Here is a 24845-nt window from a genome sequence, read left to right on the forward strand (position 1 = left end):
TCCGCTCATGGTCGCTCTCCGCAGTCCGTACGCGGTCACTGGTCACCAGCGCCGAGCGCCAGCTCGATGAGGTCGTCCGCGTCGAGGTCGTCGATGTCGTCCGGGTCGCCGTCCGGCGCGGGCGCCGGGCCGCCGGACGCGTCGTCGGCCGGTCCCGCCAGCTCCAGCAGGGCCGTCAGCAGGCCGGTTTCCCGCAACCGGGTCGGCGGGATCGTGGTGAGCAGCCGGCGTATGTCGTCGTCGCTGACCTCGGCCCGTGCCCGCGGCGCCGGGGCCAGGTCCAGTTCACGCAGCAAGTGCTCGCTCAACGCCGCCGCCGTAGGACAGTCGAAGATCAGCGTCGGCGGGAGCCGCAGACCGGTCGCCGTGTTCAGGCGATTGCGCAGCTCCACCGCCGTGAGGGAGTCGAAACCGAGGTCCTTGAACGCCTGGTCGAGGCCGATCGCCGCGCTCGTCTCGTGCCCGAGGACGAGGGCCGCCTGCTCGCGCACGAGATCCAGCAGCATCCGACCGCACTCCGCCGCCGGCAGGGCGGCCAGCCGGTCCCGCAGGCCCCGCCCGTCCGGCACCGCGCCCGCCGGTCCGGCCTGCGCCGCCACCGCCCGCCGGGCCGGGGCGCCGACCAGCTGCCGCAGCAGGGGATGGACGGTGCCCGACGCGCGGACCGCGCCGAGGTCCAGCCGCATCGCCACCACCGACGCCCGGTCCGCGCCCAGCGCAGCGTCGAACAGGTCCAGCCCCTCGGCGTCGGCCAGCGCGCCCACCCCGGCCCGGCGCAACCGCGCCAGATCGCCGGCGTCCAGATGGCCGGTCATCCCGCTGGCCCGCTCCCACAGGCCCCAGGCCACCGAGACACCGGGCAGACCCTGGGCCCTGCGATGCTCCGCGAGGGCGTCGAGGAAGACGTTGGCCGCCGCGTAGTTGCCCTGGCCCCGGGTGCCGAGCGTGCCCGACGCCGAGGAGAACAGGACGAAGGCGGCCAGATCCAGGTCCCGGGTCAGCTCGTGCAGATGCCAGGCCGCATCCACCTTGGGCCGCAGCACCGCGTCGACCCGCTCGGGCGTCAGCGAGCGCACCAACGCGTCGTCGAGGACACCGGCCGCGTGCACGACACCGGTGAGCGGATGCTCCCCAGGCACCTCGGCCAGGATGGCCGCCAGCGCTTCGCGGTCGGCACTGTCGCAGGCCGCGACGGTCACCTCCGCGCCCGCCTCGGCCAGTTCGGCGCGCAGGGCGGGGGCGCCCTCGGCCGCGAGACCACGGCGGCCGAGCAGGAGCAGATGCCGTACGCCGTGCTCGGCGACCAGCCGACGCGCCACCAGGCCGCCGAGCGCGCCCGTACCGCCGGTGATCAGCACCGTGCCGTTCGGGTCGAGCGCGGCCGGCGGCATGGTGAGCACCAGCTTGCCGATGTGCCGGGCCTGGCTCATGAGACGGAAGGCGTCCACGGCGCGCCGGACGTCCCAAACCGACGTCGGGAGCGGCCGCAGCACCCCGCTGTGGAACAGCGGCATCATCTCGGCCAGCATCCGGCCGACGTGCTCGACGTCGGCCGAGACCAGGTCGTACCAGAGGTAGGAGACGCCGGGGTGGTCGGCCGCGACCCGCTCGGCGTCCCGGATGTCGGTCTTTCCCATCTCCAGGAACCGGCCGCCCTCGGAGGTGAGCAGCCGCAGCGAGGCGTCCACGAACTCGCCCGCGAGCGAGTTCAGTACGACGTCCACCCCGCGCTCGCCGGCCGCCGCCCGGATCCGCTCCTCGAAGGCCGGCGTCCGGGACGAGGCGATCTGCTCCTCGGGCACGCCCAGCGCGCGCAGCGTCTCCCACTTGGCGGGGCTCGCCGTGGCGAACACCTCGGCGCCCAGATGCCGGGCCAGTTGCAGCGCGGCCAGTCCCACCCCGCCGGTGGCCGCGTGGATCAGCACCGCCTCCCCGGCGCGCAGGCCCGCCAGATCGACCAGGCCGAGGTACGCGGTGAGGAACGCGACCGGCACAGAGGCGCCCTCCGCGTACGTCCAGTCATCCGGCAGCGGCACCAGCAGCCGGCGGTCGACGACCGCGACCGGGCCGAAGGAGCCCCGGACCATGCCCATCACCCGGTCCCCGGGAGCCAGGTCCGTGACGTCCGGCGCCACCTCCAGCACCACGCCCGCGGCCTCGCCGCCCATGATGTTCTGGTCGACCACACCGAGGCCCAGCAGCACATCCCGGAAGTTGATGCCGGAAGCCCGCACCGAGAGCCGTACCTGCCCCGGGGCGAGCGGCGCCGACGCCTCCGGACACGGCAACAGCGCCAGGTTCTCCAGCGTGCCCTTCCCGGCGGTGTCCAGCCGCCACGTCGAGCCGTCCGTCGGCGGCCGCAGCGCCCGTCCGGCCAAGGCCCGTACCAGCCGTGGCACCGACACGCGTCCCTCGCGCACAGCGAGTTGCCACTCACCGCACGCCAGGGCACGGCCCAGCACTGCACGCGAGGACTCCCGCCTGTCCACGTCGGCCAGCACGAACCGGCCGGGGTGCTCGGACTGCACCGAGCGCAGCAGACCCCACAGGGGCGCGTGAACCAGGTCCCGCGCACTCTCGCCGCCGTCCGCCCCGACCGCGCCACGCGTGACCACCGCGAAGCGGCCCCCGTCGAACCGTTCGTCCGCCAGCCACCGCCGCACGACGGCGAGGACGCGTTGCACCTCGGTGCGCACGGCTCCGGCCGTGTCTTCCCCGGCGACCGCCGGGGGCGCGCAGGCCAGCACCACCGTCGCCGTGGGCGCGAGTGCCGCCAGGGCGTCGAGGTCGGGGCACGTCTCGAAGCCCAGGTCCAGGTCGTCCGTGCCGAGCACGACGATCCGGTCCGGCTCGGTGTCCGGGAGGGCGAGACCCACCCAGTCCACCGTCAGCAGCGGGTCCCGCTCCGGCGCGCGGGCGCTCTTGAGCTGTTCCTCGCTCACCGCCCGGGTCACCAGCGAGTCCACCTCGGCGACCGGGGTGCCCTCCTGGTCCGCGACGGCCAGCGAGAGCCCGTCCTCGCCCCGGGGCGCGAGACGTACGCGCAGGGTGGTGGCGCCGGTCGCGTACAGCGAGACGCCCGTCCACGAGAACGGCAGCCGGACCGTGTCGACGCCCTCGGCGAGACTGGCGTGCAACGCCGCGTCGAGCAGGGCCGGGTGGATCCCGTATCCGCCGGCCGCGTCGTGCTCCTCCTGTGGCAGCACGACCTCGGCGAACAGTTCGTCCGCACGCCGCCACAGCGCCCGCAGCCCCTGGAACACCGGCCCGTAGCCGAGCCCGCTCCCGGCGAGCCGCGGGTACAGCCCGAACAGGTCCACCGGCCGCGCACCGGCCGGCGGCCACTGCGAGAGGTCCCAGTCCGGCCCGGTGATGCCCGGCGACACGAAACCGGTCGCATGGCATTCCCAGGACTCGTCGGCCGCCTCCTGCTCCGGCCGCGAGTGGACGGCCACCGACCGCCGGCCGCTGTCGCCGGCCGCGCCGACCGTGACCCGGAGCCGCAGGACGCCGTTCTCGGGCAGGACGAGCGGCGCCTGGAGCGTCAGTTCCTCCAGCACCGTGCAGCCGACCTGGTCGGCGGCCCGTACGGCGAGGTCCAGCAGTGCCGTCCCCGGCACCAGAACCGTGCCCCACACGGTGTGATCGGCGAGCCACGGCTGCGCCTTCAGCGACAGCCTGCCGGTCAGCACCACCTCGTCGCCGGCGAGGGAGAGCACGGCGCCGAGTAGGGGGTGGTCGGCGGGGTCGAGCCCGGCGGCACGGACGTCGGCGGTGTCGCTCGGTGCGGCCTCCAGCCAGTAGCGCTTGCGCTGGAAGGGGTAGGTGGGCAGGTCGGGGTCGCGGTCGCCGGTGCCGAGGAGAGAGGTCCAGTCGACGGGCAGACCGTGGGTGTGGGCGTGGGCGGCGGAGGTGAGGAAGCGGGTCCAGCCGCCCTCGTCGCGGCGCAGGGAGCCGACGGTGAAGGCGCCGGCTTCCGCCAGGACCTCGTCGATCGCGTGGGGGAGGACGGGGTGGGGGCTGCACTCGATGAAGGCGGTGTGGCCCGCGTCGCGCGCGGTCCGGAGAGCGTCGGTGAGCCGGACGGTCCGGCGGAGGTTGGTGTACCAGTAGCCGGCGTCGAGTTCGGCGGTGTCGAGGGCTTCGCCGGTGACCGTGGAGTAGAAGGGAACCGAGCCGGTACGGGGGGTGACGCCCGCGAGGAGGCGGGCGAGGTCGTCCTCGACGGCTTCGACGTGCGGGGTGTGGGAGGCGTAGTCGACGTCGATGCGCCGGGCCGGGATCCGCTGCTCCTCGCAGTGGGCGAGGAGTTCGTCGAGCGCCTGGGCATCGCCCGCGACGACGGTGGCGTCGGTGCTGTTGAGGGCGGCGACGCTGATCCGCTCGCGCCAGGGGGCGATGAGCTCGGTGGCCCGGTCGTGGGGGAGGGGGAGCGAGACCATGCCGCCGTGCCCGGCGAGTTTGAGGATGGCCCGGCTGCGCAGGGCGGCGACCTTGGCGCCGTCCTCCAGGGTCAGCGCCCCGGCTGCGACGGCCGCGGCGATCTCGCCCTGGGAGTGGCCGATGACGGCGGCGGGCTCGATGCCGAGGGAACGCCACAGCGCGGCGAGGGACACCATCACCGAGAACAGGGCGGGCTGAACGACATCCACCCGGGTCAACTGTTCACCGTTGCCCAGGACTTCGCTGAGCGACCAGTCGACGTGGGGGGAGAGGGCCTTGTCGCAGTCGGCGATGGACCGGGCGAACACCTCGGAGGTCTTCAGGAGTTCGGTGGCCATGCCGACCCACTGCGAGCCCTGTCCCGGGAAGACGAACACCGGACGCTCGAAGGCCCCCTGCCCGGTGATGACACCGGGCGCCTCGGACCCGGCCGCCAACGCCCGCAGACCGGCCAGCAGTTCCTCCCGGTCGGAGCCGAGAACCACGGCCCGGTCACCGAACGCCGTCCGCCCCGTCAGCAAGGCGCGTGCGGTGGCACGTACGTCCGAGGCGCCGGCGCCGACATGGGCGGCCAGGCGCTCGGCCTGGGCGCGCAGCGCGGCGGGGTCGCGGGCGGAGAGCACCAGCGGCACGACCGGTGCGGCGGGCTCACCCGCCTCCTGCGGAGTCTCGGCGGGAGCCTGCTCCAGCACCACATGCGCGTTGGTGCCGCTGACACCGAACGAGGACACGGCGGCACGGCGGGGCCGACCTGTCTCGGGCCACTCCCTGTGCTCGGTCAGCAGCTCCACCTTCCCCGCCGACCAGTCCACGTGCGGGGTCGGCGCGTCCACGTGGAGCGTCCTCGGCAGCTCGCCGTGGCGCATGGCCATGACCATCTTGATCACACCGCCGACACCCGCGGCGGCCTGCGCGTGTCCGATGTTGGACTTCAACGAGCCCAGCCACACGGGCCGCCCGCGGTTCTGGCCGTACGTGGCGATCACGGCCTGCGCCTCGATGGGGTCGCCGAGCGTGGTGCCCGTACCGTGCGCCTCCACCGCGTCCACCAGGTCGGGGGAGAGCCGGGACTCGGCCAGCGCGGCCCGGATGACCCGCTGCTGCGAGGGACCGTTCGGTGCGGACAGGCTGCTCGTCGCGCCGTCCTGGTTGACGGCGGAGCCGCGGACGACCGCGAGGACCCGGTGACCGGCCCGCCGCGCCTCTGACAGCCGTTCGACGACCAGCATGCCGGCACCCTCGCTCCAGGTCGTGCCGTCGGCACAGGCCGCGAAGGACTTGATGCGCCCGTCGGGCGCCAGCCCGCCCAGTCGGCTGAAGCCCTCGAAGGTGCCCGGCGTGGCCATCACGGTCACACCTCCCGCCAGCGCCATCGTGCACTCGCCGCGCCGTACTGCCTGCACGGCCAGGTGCAGGGCGACCAGCGACGACGAGCAGGCGGTGTCGATCGTGGCGGCCGGTCCCTCCAGGCCCAGCGTGTAGGAGATCCGGCCGGAGGCGACGCTGCCCCAGGTGCCGCCGCTCAGGAAGCCGGTGCCGTCCTCGTCCGCCCCGCCCGGGCGGGTGGCGTGGTCGTGGTACATCAGCCCCGTGTACACGCCGACCCGGGTGCCACGCAGCGTCGTCGGGTCGATCCCGGCGCGCTCGAACGCCTCCCACGACACCTCCAGCAGCAGTCGTTGCTGCGGGTCCATGGCGACGGCTTCGCGCGGACTGATCCCGAAGAACGCCGGGTCGAACTCGGCGGCACGGTCCAGGAAGCCGCCTCGCCAGCCGGAGGCCGCGCCGGGCCGCCCGCCGTCGGGGTCGGGGGACTCCCCGGTGGACCAGCCCCGTTCGGCCGGCGCCGTGCCGATGGCGTCCCGGCCCTCCGTGACCAGCCGCCACAGGGACTCGGGGGAGTCGACGCCGCCGGGGAACCGGCACGCCATGCCCACGATCGCGATCGGCTCGCGGTCGGCCTCCTGCAACTCGGCCACCCGGCGCCGTGCCTCGCCCAGTTCGGCGGTGGCCCAGCGCAGGTGCTCGCGGAACTTCTCCACCTGCGACTGCTGCGACGGTGATGTCGATGACTGCGACACGTGAGCCCGCTCCTAAATACGCTGGTGATTCGACGGCGTTCCGCTGTCGGCGGAGCGCATCTGCTGGAGGACCTCGAAGAGTTCGTCGTCGGACGCCGACGCGAGGTCCGCCGACCGCGCTCCTTCGTCTTCCGTACCGAAGAGGCCGTCCCCTCCCGTGCCACCGGGCCAGCGGGACACCAGGTCCAGCAGCCGGTGGCCGACCGTCTCCCTGGCCGTGGCGTCGCAGGTCTCGGCGAACGAGGCCAGGAACGCCTCCAGCCGGTCCACCTCGGCCAGGGCCGGCCCGGCCGAGACGCCGTCGTCCGCCGCCCGGCCCAGCTCGGCGCAGAGATGGTCGGCGAGCGCGGCCGCGGTCGGGTAGTCGAAGACGAGGGTGCTGGGCAGGTCGACGCCGGTCGTCCTGAGCAGCTTCTCCTGGAGGTCCAGGGCGCCCAGGGAGTCGACGCCCAGGTCGGCGAAGCCCCGGTCCGGCTCGATGTCCTCGGCCGTCCCCTCGCCCAGCGCCACCGCCGTGTGCGTACGGACCAGGTCGAGCAGAGCCCGCCTGCGCTCCGCCTGCGGCATCGCCCGCACGCGCTCCGCGTAGGAGGACGCCGGTGCCGGGCCGGTGCCCGCGGTGCCGGTGCCCTGCCGCGGCCTTGTCCCGGGAGCCGCCCCGGAGCCGTCCGCCGGCGAGCGCAGCAGCGGCACGAGCAGACCGGAGGCGTTCCGCTTCGCCACCTGCGCCAGGTCGAGCCGCAGCGCGACGAACACCGGCTCCTCGACGGTCTCCGTCAGCAGACGGGCGGTGTCGAAGAGAGCGAGAGCGTGTTCCGTGGCCAGGGCACGGACCCCGTCCCGGCCGATGCGCGCCCAGTCCGCCTCCGTCAGGCCGCCGGTCAACGCGCTGCGTTCGGCCCACGGTCCCCAGGCCAGCGACAGACCGGGCAGGCCGCGTGCGCGCCGGTACCCGGCGAGGGCGTCCAGGAAGACGTTCGCCGCCGCGTAGTTCGCCTGCCCGGCGGCGCCGAACGTGCCGGACACGGACGAGAACGTCACGAACTCGGCGAGGTCCAGCCCGCGCGTCAGCTCGTGCAGATGCCAGGCGGCGTCCACCTTCGGGCGCAGTACGGCGCCGAGCCGGTCGTCGGTCAGCGAGGTGAGTGCCGCGTCGTCCGTCACGCCGGCGACGTGGACGACGGCGGTCAGCGGGTGTTCCTTCGGCACGCCGTCCAGCACCGCCGCCAGGGCTCCCGCGTCGGCCGCGTCGCAGGCCACCACCCTGACCTCGGCCCCTTCCGCGGTCAGCTCCGCCGCCAACTCGGCCGCCCCGGGCGTCGCTTCGCCGCGCCGCCCGGTCAGGAGCAGGTGCCGGGCTCCCCGGGCGACCAGGTGCCGGGCCACCAGCCCGCCCAGAGTGCCGGTGCCCCCGGTGATCAGCACGGTGCCGTGGGGATCCAGAGCACGGGCCGGCCTCCCGCCGTCCCCCTCGCACCGGCTCTCCGCCACCTCCGACAGGCGCGGCACCCACAGCCGCCCTTCTCGGACGGCGACCTCCGGTTCCTCCTGGACGGTGCCGAGCGCCCGCATGAACACCTCCCGCGTCGACGCCTCACCGTCGGCGAGGGACAGCAGCCCGAACCGGCGCGGATGCTCGGTGCGCGCGCTGCGGACCAGTCCGCGTACGGCCTCCGTGACGAGGCGGGCCTCGCCGCCTCGCTCCTTCACCACCGCCACCAGCCTGCTCGCGCCCGGCGCCGGCTCGGTGAGCCAGGACCGCAGCGCGGCCAGGACCTCGGCGGTCGCCGCGCGCACAGCTCCCGGAACATCCGCGAGGTCGCCGTCCGCGGTGACCGGCAGCAGGACCACGTCCGGCGCGGGCGCCCCGGCGGCGAGCGCCGAACCGAGGGCGGCCAGATCGGCGTACCGGGCATCGACGCTCACCGGCAGCGCGTCCGGCTCCCCGAGCGCGGCGACCACCTCGGCGTCGGCCGGCAGGTCCGGGCCGGGGCACGGCACCCATCGGGCGCGCAGCAGTGTGCCCGCGCCGGCGGTACCGGCCGGTCCCCGGCCCAGGGACCTGAGGTGGAGCGCCGTCACCGATGCCACCGGCACGCCCGCCCCGTCGGCGACCTCCATGGAGAGGGTCACGGAGGCGCCGGTGCCGTCCGCGCCGGGGGCCGGACCGTCCACGGGCGCGAGCCGCACCCGCAGCACGCTCGGCCCGGCGGCACCCGTCGCCGTCACCCCCTGCCAGGTGTACGGCACCATCCGCCGTTCCAGCGCCTCGGGGTGCGTCGCATGCCAGGCCTGGAGCGCCGCGTCCAGCAGTGCGGGGTGCAGTCCGTACCGTCCGGCCTCCTGCTGCATCCCCTCCGGCAGGGCGACCTCGGCGAACACCTCGTCGCCGCGCCCCCACAGCGCTCGCAGGCCCCGGAACGCGGGCCCGTAGGCGATCCCGTGCTCCTCGGCCCGCCGGTGGAAGGCGTCGATGTCCATGCTCAGTGCGTCGACGGGGGGCCAGGTGACCAGGTCGGAGCGGCGTGTCTCCGAGCCGGCCGCGTCGAGGGTTCCCGTCGCGTGGCGGGTCCACGGCTCGTCCGGGCCGGGCCGGGAGGACAGGGTGAGGCGGCGGCGGCCCGTGGCGTCGGCGTCGGTCAGGCGGAGCCGGATCGCCCGGCTCGCGCGCGGATCGGCGGACAGGTCGAGCGGGCTGTGCAGGGTCAGCTCCGCCACCCGGACGCAGCCGGCGGACGCCCCCGCCCACCGGGCCAGCTCCAGCACCGCCGCGCCCGGCAGCAGCACCCGGTCCGCCACCACGTGGTCGGCGAGCCACGGCTGCGTGGCCGTCGACAGCCGGCCCGTGAACAACAGGCCGCCGTCCTCCGGGAGTTCCACGGTCGCACCGAGCAGCGGATGGTCCGCGGGCGCGAGCCCGGCCGCGTCGAGCGTGCGGGGCCTGTCGTCCAGCCAGTACCGACGCCGTTGGAAGGCGTACGTCGGCAGGTCGGCCGGCCGTCGGCCTTCCAGGAACAACTCGGGGAAGGCGGTCGGCCAGGCCACGGTCGTGTCGCACACATGCAGCCGGGCCAGTTCGGGAAGCAGCCCGTCCGCACCGCTCGCCCCACCCACCGGCGAGACGACGACCCGCGCCGTGTCTCCCTCCAGGGCAGCCGTGAGACGGGGAGCGACGGCCGAGGCGGCACCGACCTCCACGAACAGCGCATGACCGCGTGCGCTCAAGGTGCGAACGGTGTCGTCGAGCGGAGTCGAGGACGTCCCCAGCACCGGAATCCGGCCCTCGCGGGGCGCCATGCCCGTGCCGTGCGCGGCCGCCTGTGCGCCCTCCTTGAGCGACATCGCGCCGGATACACAGGCCGCCGCGATCTCGCCGACGCCCTCGCCGACCACCGCCGCGGGCCGTACGCCGTACTCCTCCCACATCCCGGCGAGTGCCACCAGCACCGCCCACCGCACCGTCGGTTCGGACCCCGGAAAGGCACCGCCGCGCAGCGCGTGGTCGCCGACCTTGGCCAGCGCCCGCTGGCAGTGCGTCAGCCGCCGGGAGAACGTCGGCGAGGTCAGCACGAGCCGCGCCGCCCAGTCGATGTCCCGCTCCAGGCCGTGGTCGGAGAGCACCAGCACGGTACGGCGGTCGGAGGTGACACGGCCGCGGAACAGCCCGTGCGCCGGCCGGCCCTCGGCCAGCGCCGTCAGGCCCGCGAGCAGTTCGGCGGAGTTGGAGCCGAGGACCACCGCCCGGTGCTCGAACACCGACCGGCCTCGCGCCAGCGCGGCACCCACCTCGGCGCGCGTCAGCTCCGGACGCTCCCTCACCTGGGCCGCCAGCCGCTCGGCCTGTGCCCGCAGGGCTTCACGGCTGTGCCCGGACAGCACCCACGGCACCCCGGTGGGCCACGTCCGTATCTGGTCGGCCTCCGCGGGCGGTTCGCCGTCGGCGCTCCGCTCCGGCTGCTCCAGCACCACATGCGCGTTCGTGCCGCTGACGCCGAACGACGAGACACCGGCCCGGCGCGGGCGTCCTGTGTCCGGCCAGTCCCGAGTCTCGGTCAGCAGCTCGACCGCGCCCGCCGACCAGTCCACGTGCGGGCTAGGCGCGTCCACGTGCAGGGTGCGCGGCAGCACGCCGTGCTCCATCGCCTTCACCATCTTGATCACTCCGGCCACACCGGCGGCGGCCTGCGGGTGCCCGATGTTGGACTTGACCGAGCCGAGCCACAGCGGCCGGGCGGCGGGGCGGTCCTGGCCGTAGGCGGCGATCAGGGCCTGCGCCTCGATGGGATCACCGAGCTTCGTGCCGGTGCCGTGCGCCTCCACCGCGTCGACGTCGGCGGGCGTCAACCCCGCCCGCTCCAGGGCTTGTTCGATCACCCGGCGCTGCGCGGGCCCGCTCGGCGCGGTCAGTCCGCTGCTCGCACCGTCCTGGTTGACCGCCGAACCCCGGATGACGGCGAGGATCCGCCGGCCGCCCCGGCGCGCGTCCGACAGCCGCTCCAGCAGCAGCATCCCGGCGCCCTCGCCGAGCGACGTGCCGTCCGCGGCGGCGGCGAACGGCTTGCACCGCGCGTCCGGGGCCAGCCCGCGCTGCCGGCTGAACTGCAGCAGCCACAGCGGCGACCCGATCACCGTGACCCCGCCCGCCAGTGCCAGATCGCACTCGTCCGCCCGGATCGCCTGCGCGGCCTGGTGCAGGGCCACCAGCGACGAGGAGCAGGCCGTGTCGACGCTGACGGCCGGTCCCTCGAGGCCGAGCGTGTACGCGATCCGGCCGGACGCCACACTGCATGTGCTGCCGTTGCCCAGGTAGCCCTCGAACTCGTTCGGGGAGTTGCGCAGCCGGCCCGCGTAGTCCTGGGGGATGACGCCCGCGAACACGCCGGTACGGCTGCCCCGCAGTGACGACGGGTCGATACCGGCCCGTTCGACGGCCTCCCAGGCGGTCTCCAGCAGGAGCCGCTGCTGTGGGTCGGTCGCCAGCGCCTCCCGGGTACTCATCCCGAAGAACGCCGGATCGAAGGCGGCCGGGTCGTCCAGGAAGCCGCCTTCCCGGACGTAGACCGTGCCGTGCCGCGTCGGATCCGGGTCGTACAGGCCCTCGTCCCAGCCCCGGTCGGTGGGCAGCGGCGAGATGACGTCCCGGCCCTCCGCCACCAGTTGCCACAGATCCTCGGGGGACTCGACCCCGCCGGGGAAGCGACAGGCCATGCCGACGATCGCGATCGGCTCGCGGGCCGACTCCTCGGTCTCGCGCAGCCGCCGCCGGATGTCACGGAGGTCGACGGTGAGCCGCTTCAACGTGTCGGTGACCCTGCTGTCGCCGGTCGCGGCGTCGGCCGTCCCGTTCTTCGCACCGCTCGTCATGGGGCCGTGGCCTTTCAGGTCGGGTGGGGGGAGCTTTCCGATGGCGTACGCGTGGGTGTGCGTCTCTGGGACCGCGCGCCCGCGCGTACGGCCGAGTACGAGGAGGACGCAGAGGCTCGCGGCCTGGATTCCGCCGTCATGACCTGCGTAGCTCCTGGTCGGCAAGGTCGAGTAACTCCTCCAGGGACGCGTCCCCGAACTCGTCCTGGTCGTCCGACGCCAGCCGGTCCAGCAGGTCGCGCAGCCGTGCCGCCACACGCTCCCGCGCGGGACCGCTCCCGGGGCTGTCGTCGCCGTCATGCGGCAGGCCGGAGGCAAGCAGTTCGGCTTCCAGGGCATCGAGTCGGGAAAGGACCGCCGATTCCGCGCCCTGGCCCGCACCCCACCCCGGGCCCTGCTCCGTCCGGACGGTCAGCAACTCGCCGATGACGTCCGCGACGGACGCGGGAGTCGGGTGATCGAAGACCAGCGTCGTGGGCAGCCGCAGCCCGGTGGCCTCGTTGAGCCGGTTGCGCAGTTCCACGGCCTGCAGCGAGTCCATGCCCGACTGCAGGAAGCCGCGCTCCAGCGGAACAGCGTCCGGGTCGTCGTGCCTCAGCACCAGCGCCACCTGGGCCCGTACGAACTCCTCGACCGCATGCGACCGTTCGACCGCCGTGAGACCGACGAGGGACGGCCCCGCGGTACCGGTGCCGCCGCGGGTGCCCTGGGCCGGTGAACCACCGGTCGTCGCCCCAAGCTCGGCCATGTCCGTCACTTCGACGCCGAACGGGTACGCCGGCAGGGCGATCCGCCGGCCGTCATGACCGCGGAAGAAGGCAGCCCAGTCGACGGCGACCCCACGTACGTGGAGCCGCGCCATCGCCGTCAGCCACTCCGTGACCTCGTCCTCCCCCCGGCGCAGGGTGCCGATGACCCCGGACGCCGCCGCCCCGGTGCCCGCACCGAGGTCCTCCAGGGTCTCCTGGACCCCGCCGAGGAGCACGGGATGCGGGCTGACCTCCAGGAAGGTGTGATGACCTGCCGCCCACAAGGCTCGTACGGCCGTCTCGAAACGGACCTCGGAAGTGAGGTTGCGGAGCCAGTACGCGCCGTCCAGACCGGTCGTCTCGAACTCGCCGCCGGTGAGGGAGGAGTAGAAGGGCACGGTGGCGGGGGCCGGTGTGATCGACGCCGTACCGGTGAGGAACGCGGCGGCGTCGACGCTCACGCCTGGCGTGTGCGCCGCGAGACCGAGGCTCAGCTCCTTGGCCCGTATGCCCTTGGCCTCGAGCGTCTCGACGACTTCCGCCACGGCCGCGCGCTCCCCACCGAGCAGCACGGAACGCGGACCGTTCGTACCGGCGAAGTGGACCCGGCCGCGCAGGTGTTCGGAGTCGAGCAGCGGACGGAGTTCGTCGGGCGGCAGTGCCGCGGCGGCCAGTTCGCCCTCTCCGGCCGCCTCCGCCTGCATCCGGCTCCACAGCACGACGACCCGGGCGGCCTCGTCCAGCGTCAGGGCACCCGCGACATGCGCGGCGGCGATCTCACCGAGGCTGGAGCCGACGGCGACCGCGGGCTGCACACCGCAGGCGCTCCACAGCGCGGACAGGGACACACTCACCGCGAACAGGACCGGCAGGACGACGTCCACTTCCTCCAGGCCCGGCGCTCCCGGGGCACCCCGTAGTACGTCGTACAGCGACCAGGGAACGAGGGGCTCGAGAGCCCGCGCGCACTCCTCCATCCGTGCACGGAACACGTCGGAGGCATCCAGCAGGCCGAGCGCCATGCCCGGCCACTGGGAGCCCAGCCCGGGGAAGACATGCACCACGCCTCCACCGCCCGCGACGCTCGCGCCGGGCGGCGTACGGAACAGCAGCGGGGCGATCCCGCCCTCGGCGACCGCGCGCAGCCCGCGCACCACCCCCGCCCTGTCGCTGGCGAGCAGAACGGCCCGCCGCCCGAGGCCGGTCGTACGGGTCGTCGCCAGCGACCACCCCAGGTCGCTCGGTGACAGCTCGGGGTCGGCCTCGAAACGGGCGAGCACATCCCGGGCCAGCGCCGCCACGGCGGCGTCGCTCCGCCCGGACAGCACGATCGGCACGAGCCGCGCGGTCGACGGCGCCGGCACACCGCCGAGGGTGAGCGCATCGCCGGAGCCGAACGCCTCCGCGGGCGCGAGCAGGCGCTCACCGGCCCGTACGGCGGTGGAGCGCCGCCGCAGGACCGCGACCGCGCCCGTGACGGAACCCGCCACCGCGACATCGCACTCCCCCCGGCGCAGATGCTCGGTGGCCGACTCGACCGCCGCCCGCGCCGGCCGTTCCGCCCCGAGCGTCACCCTGGGTCCCCGCCGCCAGCCGAGATCCCCCCCGACGAGCGCCGCCAGCGCATCCGAACTGCCGGCGTCCCCGTCCCCGGCCTCCGTCTGAACGAGAAACACCCCCACATCGGCGTCGCGCAGTGCGCCGGGAACGACCCCGGCGTCCTCCAACGCGGCCCACACCAGGTGCAGCGCGCTGAGCCGCTCACGGGACGCACCCCGCACGGCGTCGCCGAAGAAGGCCGCCACCCCGTCGGGCGCACAGCTCACCCGCATCCCGACGGGGCCGGCCCCTTCCGCCCGGCGCACGGCCTCGGGAGCCCCTTCCGGGGCCGCGAGGCCGACGATGACAATCGGGATTTCCGCGGTCTCGGCGTCGGTGTGATGGTCGGGCTCGGGCCAAGGCCCTCTGCTGGTCACGGCGTAGTCGGCCTTCCCGTCACTGGTGTCCTCGGGCGGGTGGATCGGGCGGTTCGGTCCCGCGGCCGCCGTCATCGGCTTTCGAACGCTCCGCCCACGCTTGCTCGATCGGCCACACCCTGACGGTGACCGCTTGACCAGACCTAGAGACTGGCTCGACGCCATCGGGCTTTACGGCGCCGTCACTGCGACGAACGCCGCCGTAAAGCCCGACTCGTCCGCAGGGCGACCCGGGCTGGCCGGGGAAACCGCCAGGGGAAAGGGCAGGCGAGAATTCGTCAAGCCGACCGGACTCCGTGAGCCGCGTCAGGGCGGGCTGGTGAGAGTCGCCATTCACGCCGCCAACAACCCTGCAAGCCGCAGGGCAGGGGCATTCGGGGCGCGCCGGGCGTGCGTCGAGCGGAAGCTGGAGGATTTCGGGAATGCCGAGCGGATGCCGGGGTAGACGCGTGCAGGCCGGCCGAGGAGTCGGGAAGACGAGTTCAGATCGACGGGGAGGGGCGCATGATGCCGACGATGACCGCGCAGTCTGCGGAGCGGGCGACGGACGTGCCGGAGATCGCGGACCCTTCCAAGGTGGCGCCGAAGGACGCGCGGGAGTTGTCGAAGCTGTTCTTCGACCAGCTGGCGGTGCTGGAGGAGGGTACGCCCGAGTACCAGTACGCGCGCAACACGCTGATCGAGATGAACATGTCCCTGGTCCGTTACGCGGCCGGCCGGTTCCGCAGCCGGGGGCCCGAGGAGATGGAGGACATCGTCCAGGTCGGCATGATCGGCCTGATCAAGGCCATCGACCGGTTCGAGCTGTCCCGCGAGGTCGAGTTCACGTCTTTCGCGATCCCCTACGTCGTGGGTGAAATGAAGCGGTTCTTCCGCGACACCTCCTGGGCTGTGCACGTTCCGCGCCGACTCCAGGAGGCCCGCGTCCAGCTCGCCCGTGCCAACGAGGAGCTGCGCAGCCGGCTGGGCCGGACACCGACGACCAAAGAGCTTTCCGAGCTGATGAGCCTTCCGGAGGACGAGGTCGTCGAGGCGCGGCTGGCCTCCAACGGTTACAAGTCGGCTTCTCTGGACGCGGCGATCAGCGGCAGCGAGGAGGGCGAGTCGGTGCTCGCTGACTTCATCGGCAATGAGGACGCGGCCCTCAGCCTGATCGAGGACTTCCACGCCCTGGCCCCGATGATCGCCGAACTCGACGAACGCGACCGCAAGCTCATTCACTGGCGGTTCGTCGAGGAACTCACCCAGGCAGAGATCGGCGAGCGTCTCGGCGTCTCCCAGATGCATGTCTCCCGGCTGATCTCCCGTCTCCTGGCCCGCTTGCGCGAAGGCATGCTCAGCACCTCCTGATGGTTGTCACTCCCGCAGCCGGAGGCTTGACCCGGTGTCCCCCGCGGAGCGACGCAGGTGGCGGGCGCTGGTAGCCGGCGGAGGCGTCGTATTGCTCCAGGCTCCCGATCCGTCCGGCGTCGCCTACCATCTCGCGCCACCCCTGTCCGGACCGCGCGCCTCGACGCTGACCCGCGCGCACGTCCGGCGGCAGGACCTCGTCCTGATTGGCGGCACGGCGTTCGCGAGCTCGGGCTCGGTCGCTTCTGGGGCCGGGAGAGCTTCCGGCAGGCAGCCGCGGTGCGTGGCCGCGATTTCCTCAACGCGCCGGGACAGGCCTGCCACAGATGACGGGTATCGGCCCTGTCGTCGGGCTCAGGATGCCATCGCCGAGATCCACCACTTCACCTGCAAGCCGTCGACCTACGAGTGGAGCATCGAGGGCGGCAGCAAGGCTTGCTTCGACAACGTCGACCATCACGTCCTGATGGACCTGGTGGCCGAGCGCGTCAAGGACCGCAAGGTTCTGCGGATGGTCAGCGCGTTTCTGCGGGCCGGGGTTGTCGAGATGCATGGCGGATTCGCGGAGACCCTCACGGGCCCTCGGGAAGGAGGAGTCGCCTTCCCGCTGCCGGCCAACGTCTATCTCTCGGTGCTGGGCCGGCAATTTCTCGCGGATCTGGGACGCAGAGATGACTCCGCCCTGGCGTCGGTGATACAGGCGCAGGATGGGGCGGCCGAACTTCCGGCTCGTGCGTTACGCCGACGACTTCATCGTGTTCGTGCGCGGGACGAAGCCCGGGCAGAAGCGCTCAAGGCAGAGATCGGCGAGCTGCTGGCCTGCCGCCGAACCACGTGGGTGCAGCGGCGGGGATCAGATCTTCTCGGCGGTCACACGGATGTGGTCGGTGGTGAGCATGGTGATGTCCTCGACGTCGGACGTCAGGATGGTGACGCGGCCGGGCTGGGCGATTGCGGTGGCGCAGAGCATGGCGTCGACGGCGTACTCATGACCGTGCAGCCCGGCCGTGCGCAGCAGGCCGGCGGCGGACTGGGCGAGGGCCTGGGTGACCGGCTCGACCTGTAGCCGGGACAGCGTCCACTTCAGCGCGGCGTCGTTGATCCGGGGGTGGATCACTTCGACGAGGACCGCGGCCGAGGTGATCACCGGAAGGTCGGCGTCGCGGGCGGCGGTGAGCCACTCGTGGACTTCGCGGTCGCGCTGGACGGCTTTGGCCAGGCCCTCGCTGTCCAGGATTAAGGTGCCGCTCACGCGGCCGCCCCGGCATCGGGGGAGTAGCCGCCGGTGAGCTTCGCCCGCTTGGCGGCTACTGCCTCCGGGTCGGCGGGGCCGAGGTTCTTGTCGAAGTCGGCGATGAGCTCGTCCAGGTTGTCCCGCTCGATCTGCCGCTGCGCGGCTTTCTCCAAGAACGCGGACACACCCCGCTTGCCGACCCGCTCACGGATCGCTTGCAGGGTGCCAGCCGTGAGGGAGACGGAGATGCGCTGGTGGGGCCGCCGCCGGGCGGAAAGTCAGTGTCGTTGTCAGCCATGGGACATGTCGCGCTCGGCATCGTCTCCCAGGCCAGCGGTGTGTGATCCATGCCCGTCACGCTCCCGACCCCCGAAGACGCGCTACCTGCGCGGCCCTGGTTCAGCTGCCGGATTCGCCCGCGTGCGGGCTCAGCACACCGGCTCCCACCAGCACGAACAGCAGGATGCCGAGGGCGATGCGGTACCAGACGAAGGGCATGAAGCTCTTGGTCGAGATGAACTTCATGAACCAGGCGATGACCACGTAACCGACCACGAAGGCGATCACCGTGGCGAAGATCGTGGGACCCCAGGAGACATGGTCGCTCTCCAGCGCGTCCTTCAACTCGAAGAGACCGGAGGCCAGTACGGCGGGGACGGCGAGGAGGAAGGAGTAGCGGGCCGCGGACTCGCGGCGGTAGCCCATGAAGAGGCCGCCGCTGATGGTGGCGCCGGAGCGGGAGACACCGGGGACGAGGGCCATGGACTGGCACAGGCCGAAGATCAGGCCGTCCTTGACGCCGAGGTCCTCAAGTCCCTTGCGCTGCTTGGGCGCGCGGTGCCGCCCGCCGGTCTCGTCGCGTGCCGCCAGCCGGTCGGCGACGCCGATGACGATACCGACGACGATCAACATCGTGGCGGTGATGCGCAGATCGCGGAACGGCCCCTCGATCTGGTCCTTGAACAGCAGCCCCAGCACCCCGATGGGGATGGACCCGACGATGACCAGCCAGCCCATCTGGGCGTCGTGGTCGCCGCGCAGCTCCTTCTTGACGAGGGAACGGCTCCACGTCGACACGATCCGCCCGATGTCCTTGCGGAAGTAGATCAGCACGGCGGCCTCGGTGCCGATCTGGGTGATCGCGGTGAAGGCCGCCCCGGGGTCCTTCCAGCCCGAGAAGGCCGCGGTCAGACGCAGATGCGCGCTGGAGGAGACGGGAAGGAACTCGGTCAGCCCCTGGACGAGTCCGAGGATGAGTGATTCGAACCAAGACATGAAGTTACGGCGTCCAAGTGCTGGTCGTGTGAGGGGAGTCGGGCGCGCCACATCACCGGGCGCGGTGATCGGGGTGCGAGGGCAGCGTAACGCCCGGCGGTGACGGCCCGGCCAGGGGGGCGGGCCCGCCGGGGCCCGCGGCCGGTGGGCGCCTACGCGGCCGTCGGGCCCGTCACCGTCCAGCCGGGAGCCTGCGGGTGGGACGTCAGGTCCTCGTGCAGCACTGTGGCGCCGCAGGCGGAGCAGACGACGACGGGCTCCAGTTCATGGCCGCAGCTGTGCTCCAGGACCATGGGCCGGTCGTCGTCCTCGCGCAGGTGCCGGTCGCCCCACGCCATGAGCGTCAGCAGTACCGGCTCCAGTTCGAGTCCTGCCTGGGTGGGCCGGTACTCGAAGCGCTGCGGCCGCTCGCTGTAGACCCGCTTGGTCAGGATCCCGGCGTCCACGAGCCGGCGCAGCCGGGTGGCCAGGATGTCGCGCGGGGCCCCGATGTTGCGCACGAGCTGGTCGAAGCGGCCGTTGCCCATGCAGACCTCCCGCAGCACCAGCAGGGAGTACTTCTCACCGACCAGCGTCAGGGCGTCGGCGATCGAGCAGGGGCGCGGGTCCTTGGTGGCGGCCATGCGCCCAGTCTAGGGGAGGGTTTGCTTTTCCAACTCACCGAGCTATGGTGAGTTTGGATTTCCTACTCACCGGTAGCCGTGGAGGCCCACAGCATGCGTGACGCAGTGATCGTCGAAGCCGTACGCACTCCCATAGGCAAGGGCAAGCCAGGCGGCGCCCTCGCGCACGTGCACCCCGTAGAACTCCTCGCCCACACCCTGCGCACCCTCGTGGAGCGCTCCGGCGTCGACCCGGCGCTCATCGACGACGTCATCGGCGGCACCGTCGACCAGGTCGGCGAGCAGGCCATGAACACCACCCGCTACGCGGCCCTGTCGGCCGGCTTTCCGGAGACGGTCCCGGCGACCACCGTGGACCGCCAGTGCGGTTCCTCCCAGCAGGCCGTGCATTTCGCCGCGCAGGGCGTGATCGCGGGCGCCTACGACATCGTCGTCGCCTGCGGGGTCGAGTCGATGAGCCGCGTGCCGATGTGGTCGAACGTGCCCGAGGGCAAGGACCCCTTCGGACCCGGCATCGCCGAGCGCTACAAGGACGGCCTGGTCCCGCAGGGCATCAGCGCCGAACTCATCGCCGCCAAGTGGTCGATCGGCCGCGAGCAGATGGACGCGTTCGCCGTCTCCTCGCACCAGAAGGCCACGGCGGCCTGGGAGAAGGGCCTCTTCGACGCCGAGGTGGCACCCCTGGACGGGGTCTCCCGCGACGAGTGCGTCCGCCCGGGCAGCACGCCCGAGATCCTCGCCGGCCTCAAGCCCGCCTACTACGACCCGACCTTCGCCGAACGCTTCCCGCAGATCGAGTGGAACGTCACGGCGGGCAATGCCAGCCCGATCAACGACGGCGCCTCGGCGGTCCTCATCACGTCGAGCGAGACCGCCGAACGTCTGGGCCTGCGCCCCCTGGCCCGTCTGCACAGCTTCGCCGTCACCGGCTCCGACCCCGTCCTCATGCTCACCGGCGTCATCCCGGCCACCGAGCAGGTCCTGCGCCGGGCCCGCCTCACCCTCGACGACATCGACCTGTTCGAGGTCAACGAGGCGTTCTCCAGCGTGGTCCTGGCCTGGCAGCAGGAGACGGGCGCGGACCTGGCCAAGGTCAACGTCCACGGCGGGGCGATCGCGATCGGCCACCCCCTGGGCGCGAGCGGCACCCGTCTGACGACGACCCTGGTCCACGCGATGCGCGAACGCGGGGCCCGTTACGCCCTGCAGACGATGTGTGAGGCGGGCGGACTGGCCAACGCGATGGTTCTGGAAAGCGTGTGATCGGCGTGTGACCGGAGCGCGTCAGGGGCGCCGCAGATGATGCCGCTTGCGCCACGCCACCACCGCACCCGCCAGCCCCGGCAGGGCGATCGCGGCCATGGCGATCAGGAACGCCGGCGAGGTCGGGGCGGAAGCCCGCGCCCCGGCCACCACGTACGCGGCGGTGTTCGGAATCGACCCGAGCGCCGTCGCGGCGAGGAACGGCACATATCCCATACGGGACACGGAGGCGCAGTAGTTGGCCGCCCAGAAGGGCACCCCGGGAAACAGCCGCGCCACCAGCATCGAGCGGAAGCCGTGCCGGCTGAGCTGCCCGTCCGCCGCCTTCAGCCACCGGCCCCGCAGCAACGGCCGTAGCGCGTCCTGCCCGAGCACCCGGCCCAGACCGAACGCGATGCCGGCCCCGAGCACCGTCCCGCCGAGCGCCGAGGCGAGTCCCAGCTGGGACCCGAAGAGCGCGCCGGCGGCGAGGTTGAGCAGCGGCCGTGGCACGAACGCCACCGTGCACAGCCCGTACGCCACCCCGAACACGACCGCGGCCGCGACCCCGCCGAGCTCGGGTGGCCAGCCGTCGGAGAGCAGTCTCTGCGGTTCGAAGAGCAGCACCGTGGACGCGGCGCCCGCGAGCAGCGCGACGAGCAGGGAGAGCCGGAACCACGGCGACAGCAGCACTCTCGTGCAGCGGGCGGTGAGACGCACCGGAGCGGGGACGGGGAGAGCGAACTCCGAGGCGATGGCCGGGGGAGTGGCCGTGGCGGTGCCCCCAGAGCGGGTGGTGGCATCGAGCATCCAGTGACGGTAACCGACATGGATGTGTGATCGCCGTATGGATGCCGCCGCTCGCGTGGACGGGCGGCGGCAAAAACCGTTCGACGTGGGACGACACGTCGGACATGATCTGCGTCATGTTCCGGTACGCCTTCGCTCTCGCAGCATCCGCAGTCGCGGATGCGCCGAAGGCTGCCGTTCCCGTGTTCCTGGCCGCCGCAGACGGCGCCCGAAGCTGACCCTTCCCGGATCGTCCGGCGGACCCCGCAGGGGGAGGGTCGGCAAGTCCTTGGGGTCCCCGTTCTTCCGCGAACACGAAGAGGCTTCGAGGTACAGCCATGTCCAAGACCGCTTACGTGCGCACCAAGCCGCACCTGAACATCGGCACGATGGGCCACGTCGACCACGGCAAGACCACCCTGACCGCCGCCATCACCAAGGTCCTGTCCGAGCGCGGCAGCGGCACGTTCGTGCCGTTCGACCGCATCGACCGTGCCCCGGAGGAGGCCGCGCGCGGGATCACCATCAACATCGCGCACGTCGAGTACGAGACCGACACCCGGCACTACGCGCACGTGGACATGCCGGGCCACGCCGACTACGTCAAGAACATGGTCACCGGGGCCGCGCAGCTCGACGGGGCGATCCTCGTCGTCTCCGCGCTCGACGGGATCATGCCGCAGACCGCCGAACACGTGCTGCTCGCGCGGCAGGTGGGCGTCGACCACGTGGTGGTCGCCCTCAACAAGGCGGACGCGGCCGACGAGGAACTGGTCGAGCTCGTCGAGCTGGAGGTCCGTGAGCTGCTCACCGCGCACGGCTACGGCGGCGAAGCCGTGCCCGTCGTACGGGTCTCGGGGCTCAGGGCCCTGGAGGGGGACCCGCGCTGGACGGCGTCGATCGAGGCGCTGCTCGACGCGGTTGACACCTACGTGCCCATCCCCGAGCGGTATCTGGACGCGCCGTTCCTGATGCCCGTCGAGAACGTGCTGACCATCACCGGCCGGGGGACCGTGGTGACCGGCGCGGTCGAGCGGGGCACCGTGCGGGTGGGTGACCGGGTCGACGTGCTCGGGGCCGCCGTGGAGACGGTGGTGACCGGGGTCGAGACCTTCGGCAAGCCGATGGAGGAGGCGCAGGCCGGGGACAACGTGGCGTTGCTGCTGCGGGGTGTTCCCCGGGACGCGGTCCGGCGGGGGAATGTCGTGGCCGCGCCCGGCAGTGTGGTGCCGAGCCGTCGCTTCACCGCGCAGGTGTATGTGCTGTCGGCGCGTGAGGGTGGGCGTACGACGCCCGTCTCCACGGGGTATCGGCCGCAGTTCTACATCCGTACGGCGGATGTCGTGGGGGACGTCGACCTCGGTGAGGTCGCTGTCGCCCGGCCGGGGGAGAAGGTCGTCATGACCGTGGAGTTGGGCAGGGATGTGCCTCTTGAGCCGGGGCTGGGGTTCGCCATCCGTGAGGGTGGGCGGACCGTGGGGGCGGGGACGGTGACGGCCCTCGTGTGAGGGTGGTCGCGGTGTGTGGGGGACTGCGCGGTCGTTGTGGCTGGTCGCGCAGTTCCCGCGCCCCTGGAGGGGCACAGGCACAATGACAGGATGACCGAGTCCCTGCCCGTCGCCCGTGCCGTTGATCATGGGTTTGCCAAGTTGATGCCTGACGTGGACCGGGAGCGGGCCTGGTTGTTGACCGTGGACGGGGCTCCGCAGTCGTACGTCGATCTTGACGAGCCGACGTATCTGGAGTTCGAGTACGCGCAGCGGCTCGGGCACGTTCTGGACGGCCTGGGGGAGGCGGGGCGGGCGCTGGACGTCGTCCATCTCGGTGGGGGTGCGCTGACGCTGCCGCGGTATCTGGCCGCCACCCGGCCGGGCTCCCGGCAGGACGTCGTCGAGGCCGACCGGGCTCTGCTGGAGCTGGTGGTCGAGCATCTGCCGCTTCCTGATGGGGCCGGGATCGCGCTGCACGCGGCCGATGCCCGGGCGTGGCTGGAAAGCGCCCCCGCGGACTGTGCCGACGTCCTGGTCGCCGACGTCTTCGGCGGGTCGCGGGTCCCGGCGCACCTGACGTCCCTGGAGTACGCCCGCGAGGTCGCGCGGGTGCTCCGGGGCGACGGGGTCTATCTCGCGAACCTCGCCGACGCGGCGCCCTTCGCCTTTCTGCGGTCCCAACTCGCGAACTTCGCGGAGGTGTTCGAGGAGCTCGTGCTGATCGCCGAACCGGGGGTGCTGCGCGGGCGGCGGTTCGGGAACGCGGTGCTCGTCGCCGCGCGGCTGCCTCTCGACACGGCGGCTCTGGCACGGCGTACGGCGGCCGATGCCTTCCCCGCCCGGGTCGAACACGGGGCCGGGCTGCGGACGTTCATCGGTGCGGCGCGGCCGGTGCGGGACACGGAGGCCGTGGCGTCACCCGAGCCCCCCGACGGGGCGTTCGGCATCGGCTGAGTCGGTCACGGCGACCTGGGCGACCCGCTTGGTGCTCCGGCGCAGGTTGCGGACGTCGGGTACGAACAGGACGGCCGCCGTGACCGCCGCGATCAGGCCCGAGCAGCCCCACAGGGCCGCGGAGCGTCCGAACGCCGACTCCGCCGGGCCCGCCAGCGCGGCCGCGAGCGGCACGAGGGCCACCGAGCCGAACCAGTCGTAGGCCGAGACCCGGGAGAGCTTGTCCTCCGGTATCTCCTGGTGCAGGGCGGTCATCCAGGAGACGCCGAACACCTCGACGGTCGCGCCGGCCACGAACATCGCCGTGCACAGGAGGGGCACCGAGACCGGTACGGCCAGCGCGGCGGACGGCAGCGCCAGCGGGAACACGCACAGGATGCCCACGAACAGCAGCCGTCGCGGCTTCCACCGGGTCATGAGGAGGGCGCCGACGACCGTACCGGCGCCGAAGGAGCCGAGGGCCACGCCCCAGGGGCCCGCGCCGCCCAGGTCGTCGCGGGCGACGAGGGGGCCGTAGACCGCGTCGGCGGCGCCCAGAACCGCGTTGGCGAGGGAGAACTGCACGACGATGGCCCACAGCCACGGCCTGCTCGCGACCTCCCGCCAGCCGTCGCGGAGGTCGGCGAGTACGCCGGCGCCCGGTGCGCGGGCCGGGATGTGACTGACGTCCAGGAAGGAGCGCAGCGAACCGGCGACCGCGAACGCCACGGCGTCCCCCGCGAGCACCCAGCCGGGACCCACCACGGCGACCATCGCACCGCCGAGCGCGGCACCGCCCAGCGCGGCGCCCTGCATCGCCATCCGGAACACCGCGAAGGCCCGGCCGGCCTGTTCGCCGCTCACCGAGGACAGCAGCATGCCCTCGGCCGCCGGGCTGAAGAACGCGTGGCCCGTTCCGCCGAGCGCGGTGAGCAGCATCATCTGCCACAGCCGGGGCTCGCCGGCCAGGACGAGGACGGCGAACGCGGCCTGGGACAGACAGTTGAGGGTGTTGGCCGCGACCATCACGCGGTGCCGGGGCACGCGGTCCGCCACGGCGCCGCCGATCAGCAGGAACACCACCAGTGGGAGCGTGCGCGCGGCGGCCACCAGGCCCACGTCACCGCTGTCGCCGCCCGCCTCCAGGACGGCGAACGCGGCGGCGATGAGGGCGCCGTTGCTGCCGAGGTTGGTCACGAACGCGGCGGCGGTCAACAGGCCGTAGTTGCGGCTCGCCCAGGCGGGTCTGCGTGCGCGGGAGGAGTCGGCGGAGGGGGTCACCGGGCGACTATCGCC

At 73.0% G+C, this 24845-nt stretch carries 14 protein-coding genes and 3 pseudogenes; 5 read left to right on the forward strand and 12 right to left on the reverse strand.

Annotation, left to right across the window (positions count from 1 at the left end; translation table 11 throughout):
- Positions 1-35 precede the first annotated feature (35 nt).
- The 5 genes and pseudogenes from ACIRP7_RS34615 to ACIRP7_RS34635 form a co-directional block, all read right to left on the reverse strand.
- Positions 36-4781, reverse strand: a complete 4746-nt coding sequence (locus tag ACIRP7_RS34615) for an SDR family NAD(P)-dependent oxidoreductase (protein ID WP_403667760.1) — start codon at positions 4779-4781, stop codon at positions 36-38.
- A gap of 147 nt (positions 4782-4928) precedes the next feature.
- Positions 4929-6374 (reverse strand): annotated as a pseudogene (locus tag ACIRP7_RS34620) (type I polyketide synthase); the annotation flags it as partial.
- A gap of 66 nt (positions 6375-6440) precedes the next feature.
- Positions 6441-6524 (reverse strand): annotated as a pseudogene (locus ACIRP7_RS34625) (hypothetical protein); the annotation flags it as partial.
- Between the two features lie 12 nt (positions 6525-6536).
- Entirely contained in the window at positions 6537-11888 is a 5352-nt protein-coding gene (locus ACIRP7_RS34630) for an SDR family NAD(P)-dependent oxidoreductase (RefSeq protein ID WP_403667763.1), read from the reverse strand.
- 136 nt (positions 11889-12024) lie between these two features.
- Positions 12025-14688, reverse strand: coding sequence for an acyltransferase domain-containing protein (locus ACIRP7_RS34635; protein ID WP_403667549.1), 2664 nt, complete (start codon positions 14686-14688; stop codon positions 12025-12027).
- Positions 14689-15120: 432 nt separating this feature from the next.
- Here ACIRP7_RS34635 and ACIRP7_RS34640 point away from each other — a divergent pair, with 432 nt between their 5' ends.
- A complete protein-coding gene (locus ACIRP7_RS34640) occupies positions 15121-15963 on the forward strand; it encodes an RNA polymerase sigma factor SigF (RefSeq protein WP_403667766.1) in 843 nt (280 codons plus the stop codon).
- Positions 15964-16261: 298 nt separating this feature from the next.
- Here the strand turns inward: ACIRP7_RS34640 and ACIRP7_RS34645 are convergent, their stop codons facing one another.
- The 5 genes and pseudogenes from ACIRP7_RS34645 to ACIRP7_RS34665 form a co-directional block, all read right to left on the reverse strand.
- Positions 16262-16516 carry a hypothetical protein gene (locus ACIRP7_RS34645; RefSeq protein WP_403667552.1) on the reverse strand — a complete coding sequence of 85 codons (255 nt, stop codon included), beginning with the start codon at positions 16514-16516 and terminating at the stop codon, positions 16262-16264.
- 300 nt (positions 16517-16816) lie between these two features.
- Positions 16817-17215 (reverse strand): DNA-binding protein, encoded by a 399-nt coding sequence (locus ACIRP7_RS34650; RefSeq protein ID WP_403667554.1) that lies wholly within the window; start codon positions 17213-17215, stop codon positions 16817-16819.
- A pseudogene (locus tag ACIRP7_RS34655) lies at positions 17212-17495 on the reverse strand (hypothetical protein). Before ACIRP7_RS34655 ends, ACIRP7_RS34650 begins: the two are co-directional and overlap by 4 nt.
- Before the next feature lie 101 nt (positions 17496-17596).
- Entirely contained in the window at positions 17597-18472 is an 876-nt protein-coding gene (locus ACIRP7_RS34660; RefSeq protein ID WP_403667557.1) for an undecaprenyl-diphosphate phosphatase, read from the reverse strand.
- Positions 18473-18624: 152 nt separating this feature from the next.
- Positions 18625-19095 (reverse strand): winged helix-turn-helix transcriptional regulator, encoded by a 471-nt coding sequence (locus tag ACIRP7_RS34665; RefSeq protein WP_403667560.1) that lies wholly within the window; start codon positions 19093-19095, stop codon positions 18625-18627.
- Positions 19096-19188: 93 nt separating this feature from the next.
- Between ACIRP7_RS34665 and ACIRP7_RS34670 the strand changes: the two genes are divergently transcribed.
- Positions 19189-20358, forward strand: coding sequence for a thiolase family protein (locus tag ACIRP7_RS34670; RefSeq protein WP_403667563.1), 1170 nt, complete (start codon positions 19189-19191; stop codon positions 20356-20358).
- A gap of 21 nt (positions 20359-20379) precedes the next feature.
- Here ACIRP7_RS34670 and ACIRP7_RS34675 read toward each other — a convergent pair whose 3' ends face one another.
- Positions 20380-21147, reverse strand: coding sequence for a TVP38/TMEM64 family protein (locus ACIRP7_RS34675; RefSeq protein ID WP_403667566.1), 768 nt, complete (start codon positions 21145-21147; stop codon positions 20380-20382).
- Positions 21148-21173: 26 nt separating this feature from the next.
- On the opposite strand from ACIRP7_RS34675, the gene ACIRP7_RS34680 reads away from it, so the two are divergent.
- The 3 genes from ACIRP7_RS34680 to ACIRP7_RS34690 all read left to right on the forward strand — a co-directional run bounded on the left by ACIRP7_RS34680 (position 21174) and on the right by ACIRP7_RS34690 (position 23570).
- Positions 21174-21365, forward strand: a complete 192-nt coding sequence (locus tag ACIRP7_RS34680; RefSeq protein WP_403667778.1) for a hypothetical protein — start codon at positions 21174-21176, stop codon at positions 21363-21365.
- A 99-nt stretch (positions 21366-21464) separates the two neighbouring features.
- Positions 21465-22634 (forward strand): elongation factor Tu, encoded by a 1170-nt coding sequence (tuf, locus tag ACIRP7_RS34685; RefSeq protein ID WP_403667569.1) that lies wholly within the window; start codon positions 21465-21467, stop codon positions 22632-22634.
- Between the two features lie 90 nt (positions 22635-22724).
- Positions 22725-23570, forward strand: coding sequence for a spermidine synthase (locus ACIRP7_RS34690; protein WP_403667572.1), 846 nt, complete (start codon positions 22725-22727; stop codon positions 23568-23570).
- On the opposite strand, the gene ACIRP7_RS34695 is transcribed toward ACIRP7_RS34690, so the two are convergent.
- Positions 23532-24830 carry an MFS transporter gene (locus ACIRP7_RS34695; protein WP_403667574.1) on the reverse strand — a complete coding sequence of 433 codons (1299 nt, stop codon included), beginning with the start codon at positions 24828-24830 and terminating at the stop codon, positions 23532-23534. The two genes, ACIRP7_RS34690 and ACIRP7_RS34695, sit on opposite strands and share 39 nt — an antisense overlap.
- Positions 24831-24845: the final 15 nt, after the last annotated feature.

The organism is Streptomyces sp. NPDC102270, assembly GCF_044766405.1.
In the GTDB taxonomy this organism is placed as follows: domain Bacteria; phylum Actinomycetota; class Actinomycetes; order Streptomycetales; family Streptomycetaceae; genus Streptomyces.

Bases quoted from the DNA above. Each gene is read 5' to 3' on its own strand.
- tuf (WP_403667569.1), top strand. From the start codon at position 21,465: ATGTCCAAGACCGCTTACGTGCGCACCAAGCCGCACCTGAACATCGGC.
- ACIRP7_RS34660 (WP_403667557.1), bottom strand. From the start codon at position 18,472: ATGTCTTGGTTCGAATCACTCATCCTCGGACTCGTCCAGGGGCTGACC.
- ACIRP7_RS34670 (WP_403667563.1), top strand. From the start codon at position 19,189: ATGCGTGACGCAGTGATCGTCGAAGCCGTACGCACTCCCATAGGCAAG.
- ACIRP7_RS34630 (WP_403667763.1), bottom strand. From the start codon at position 11,888: ATGACGAGCGGTGCGAAGAACGGGACGGCCGACGCCGCGACCGGCGAC.
- ACIRP7_RS34690 (WP_403667572.1), top strand. From the start codon at position 22,725: ATGACCGAGTCCCTGCCCGTCGCCCGTGCCGTTGATCATGGGTTTGCC.
- ACIRP7_RS34640 (WP_403667766.1), top strand. From the start codon at position 15,121: ATGCCGACGATGACCGCGCAGTCTGCGGAGCGGGCGACGGACGTGCCG.
- ACIRP7_RS34635 (WP_403667549.1), bottom strand. From the start codon at position 14,688: ATGACGGCGGCCGCGGGACCGAACCGCCCGATCCACCCGCCCGAGGAC.
- ACIRP7_RS34665 (WP_403667560.1), bottom strand. From the start codon at position 19,095: ATGGCCGCCACCAAGGACCCGCGCCCCTGCTCGATCGCCGACGCCCTG.
- ACIRP7_RS34675 (WP_403667566.1), bottom strand. From the start codon at position 21,147: ATGCTCGATGCCACCACCCGCTCTGGGGGCACCGCCACGGCCACTCCC.
- ACIRP7_RS34645 (WP_403667552.1), bottom strand. From the start codon at position 16,516: ATGCATCTCGACAACCCCGGCCCGCAGAAACGCGCTGACCATCCGCAG.
- ACIRP7_RS34615 (WP_403667760.1), bottom strand. From the start codon at position 4,781: ATGGCCACCGAACTCCTGAAGACCTCCGAGGTGTTCGCCCGGTCCATC.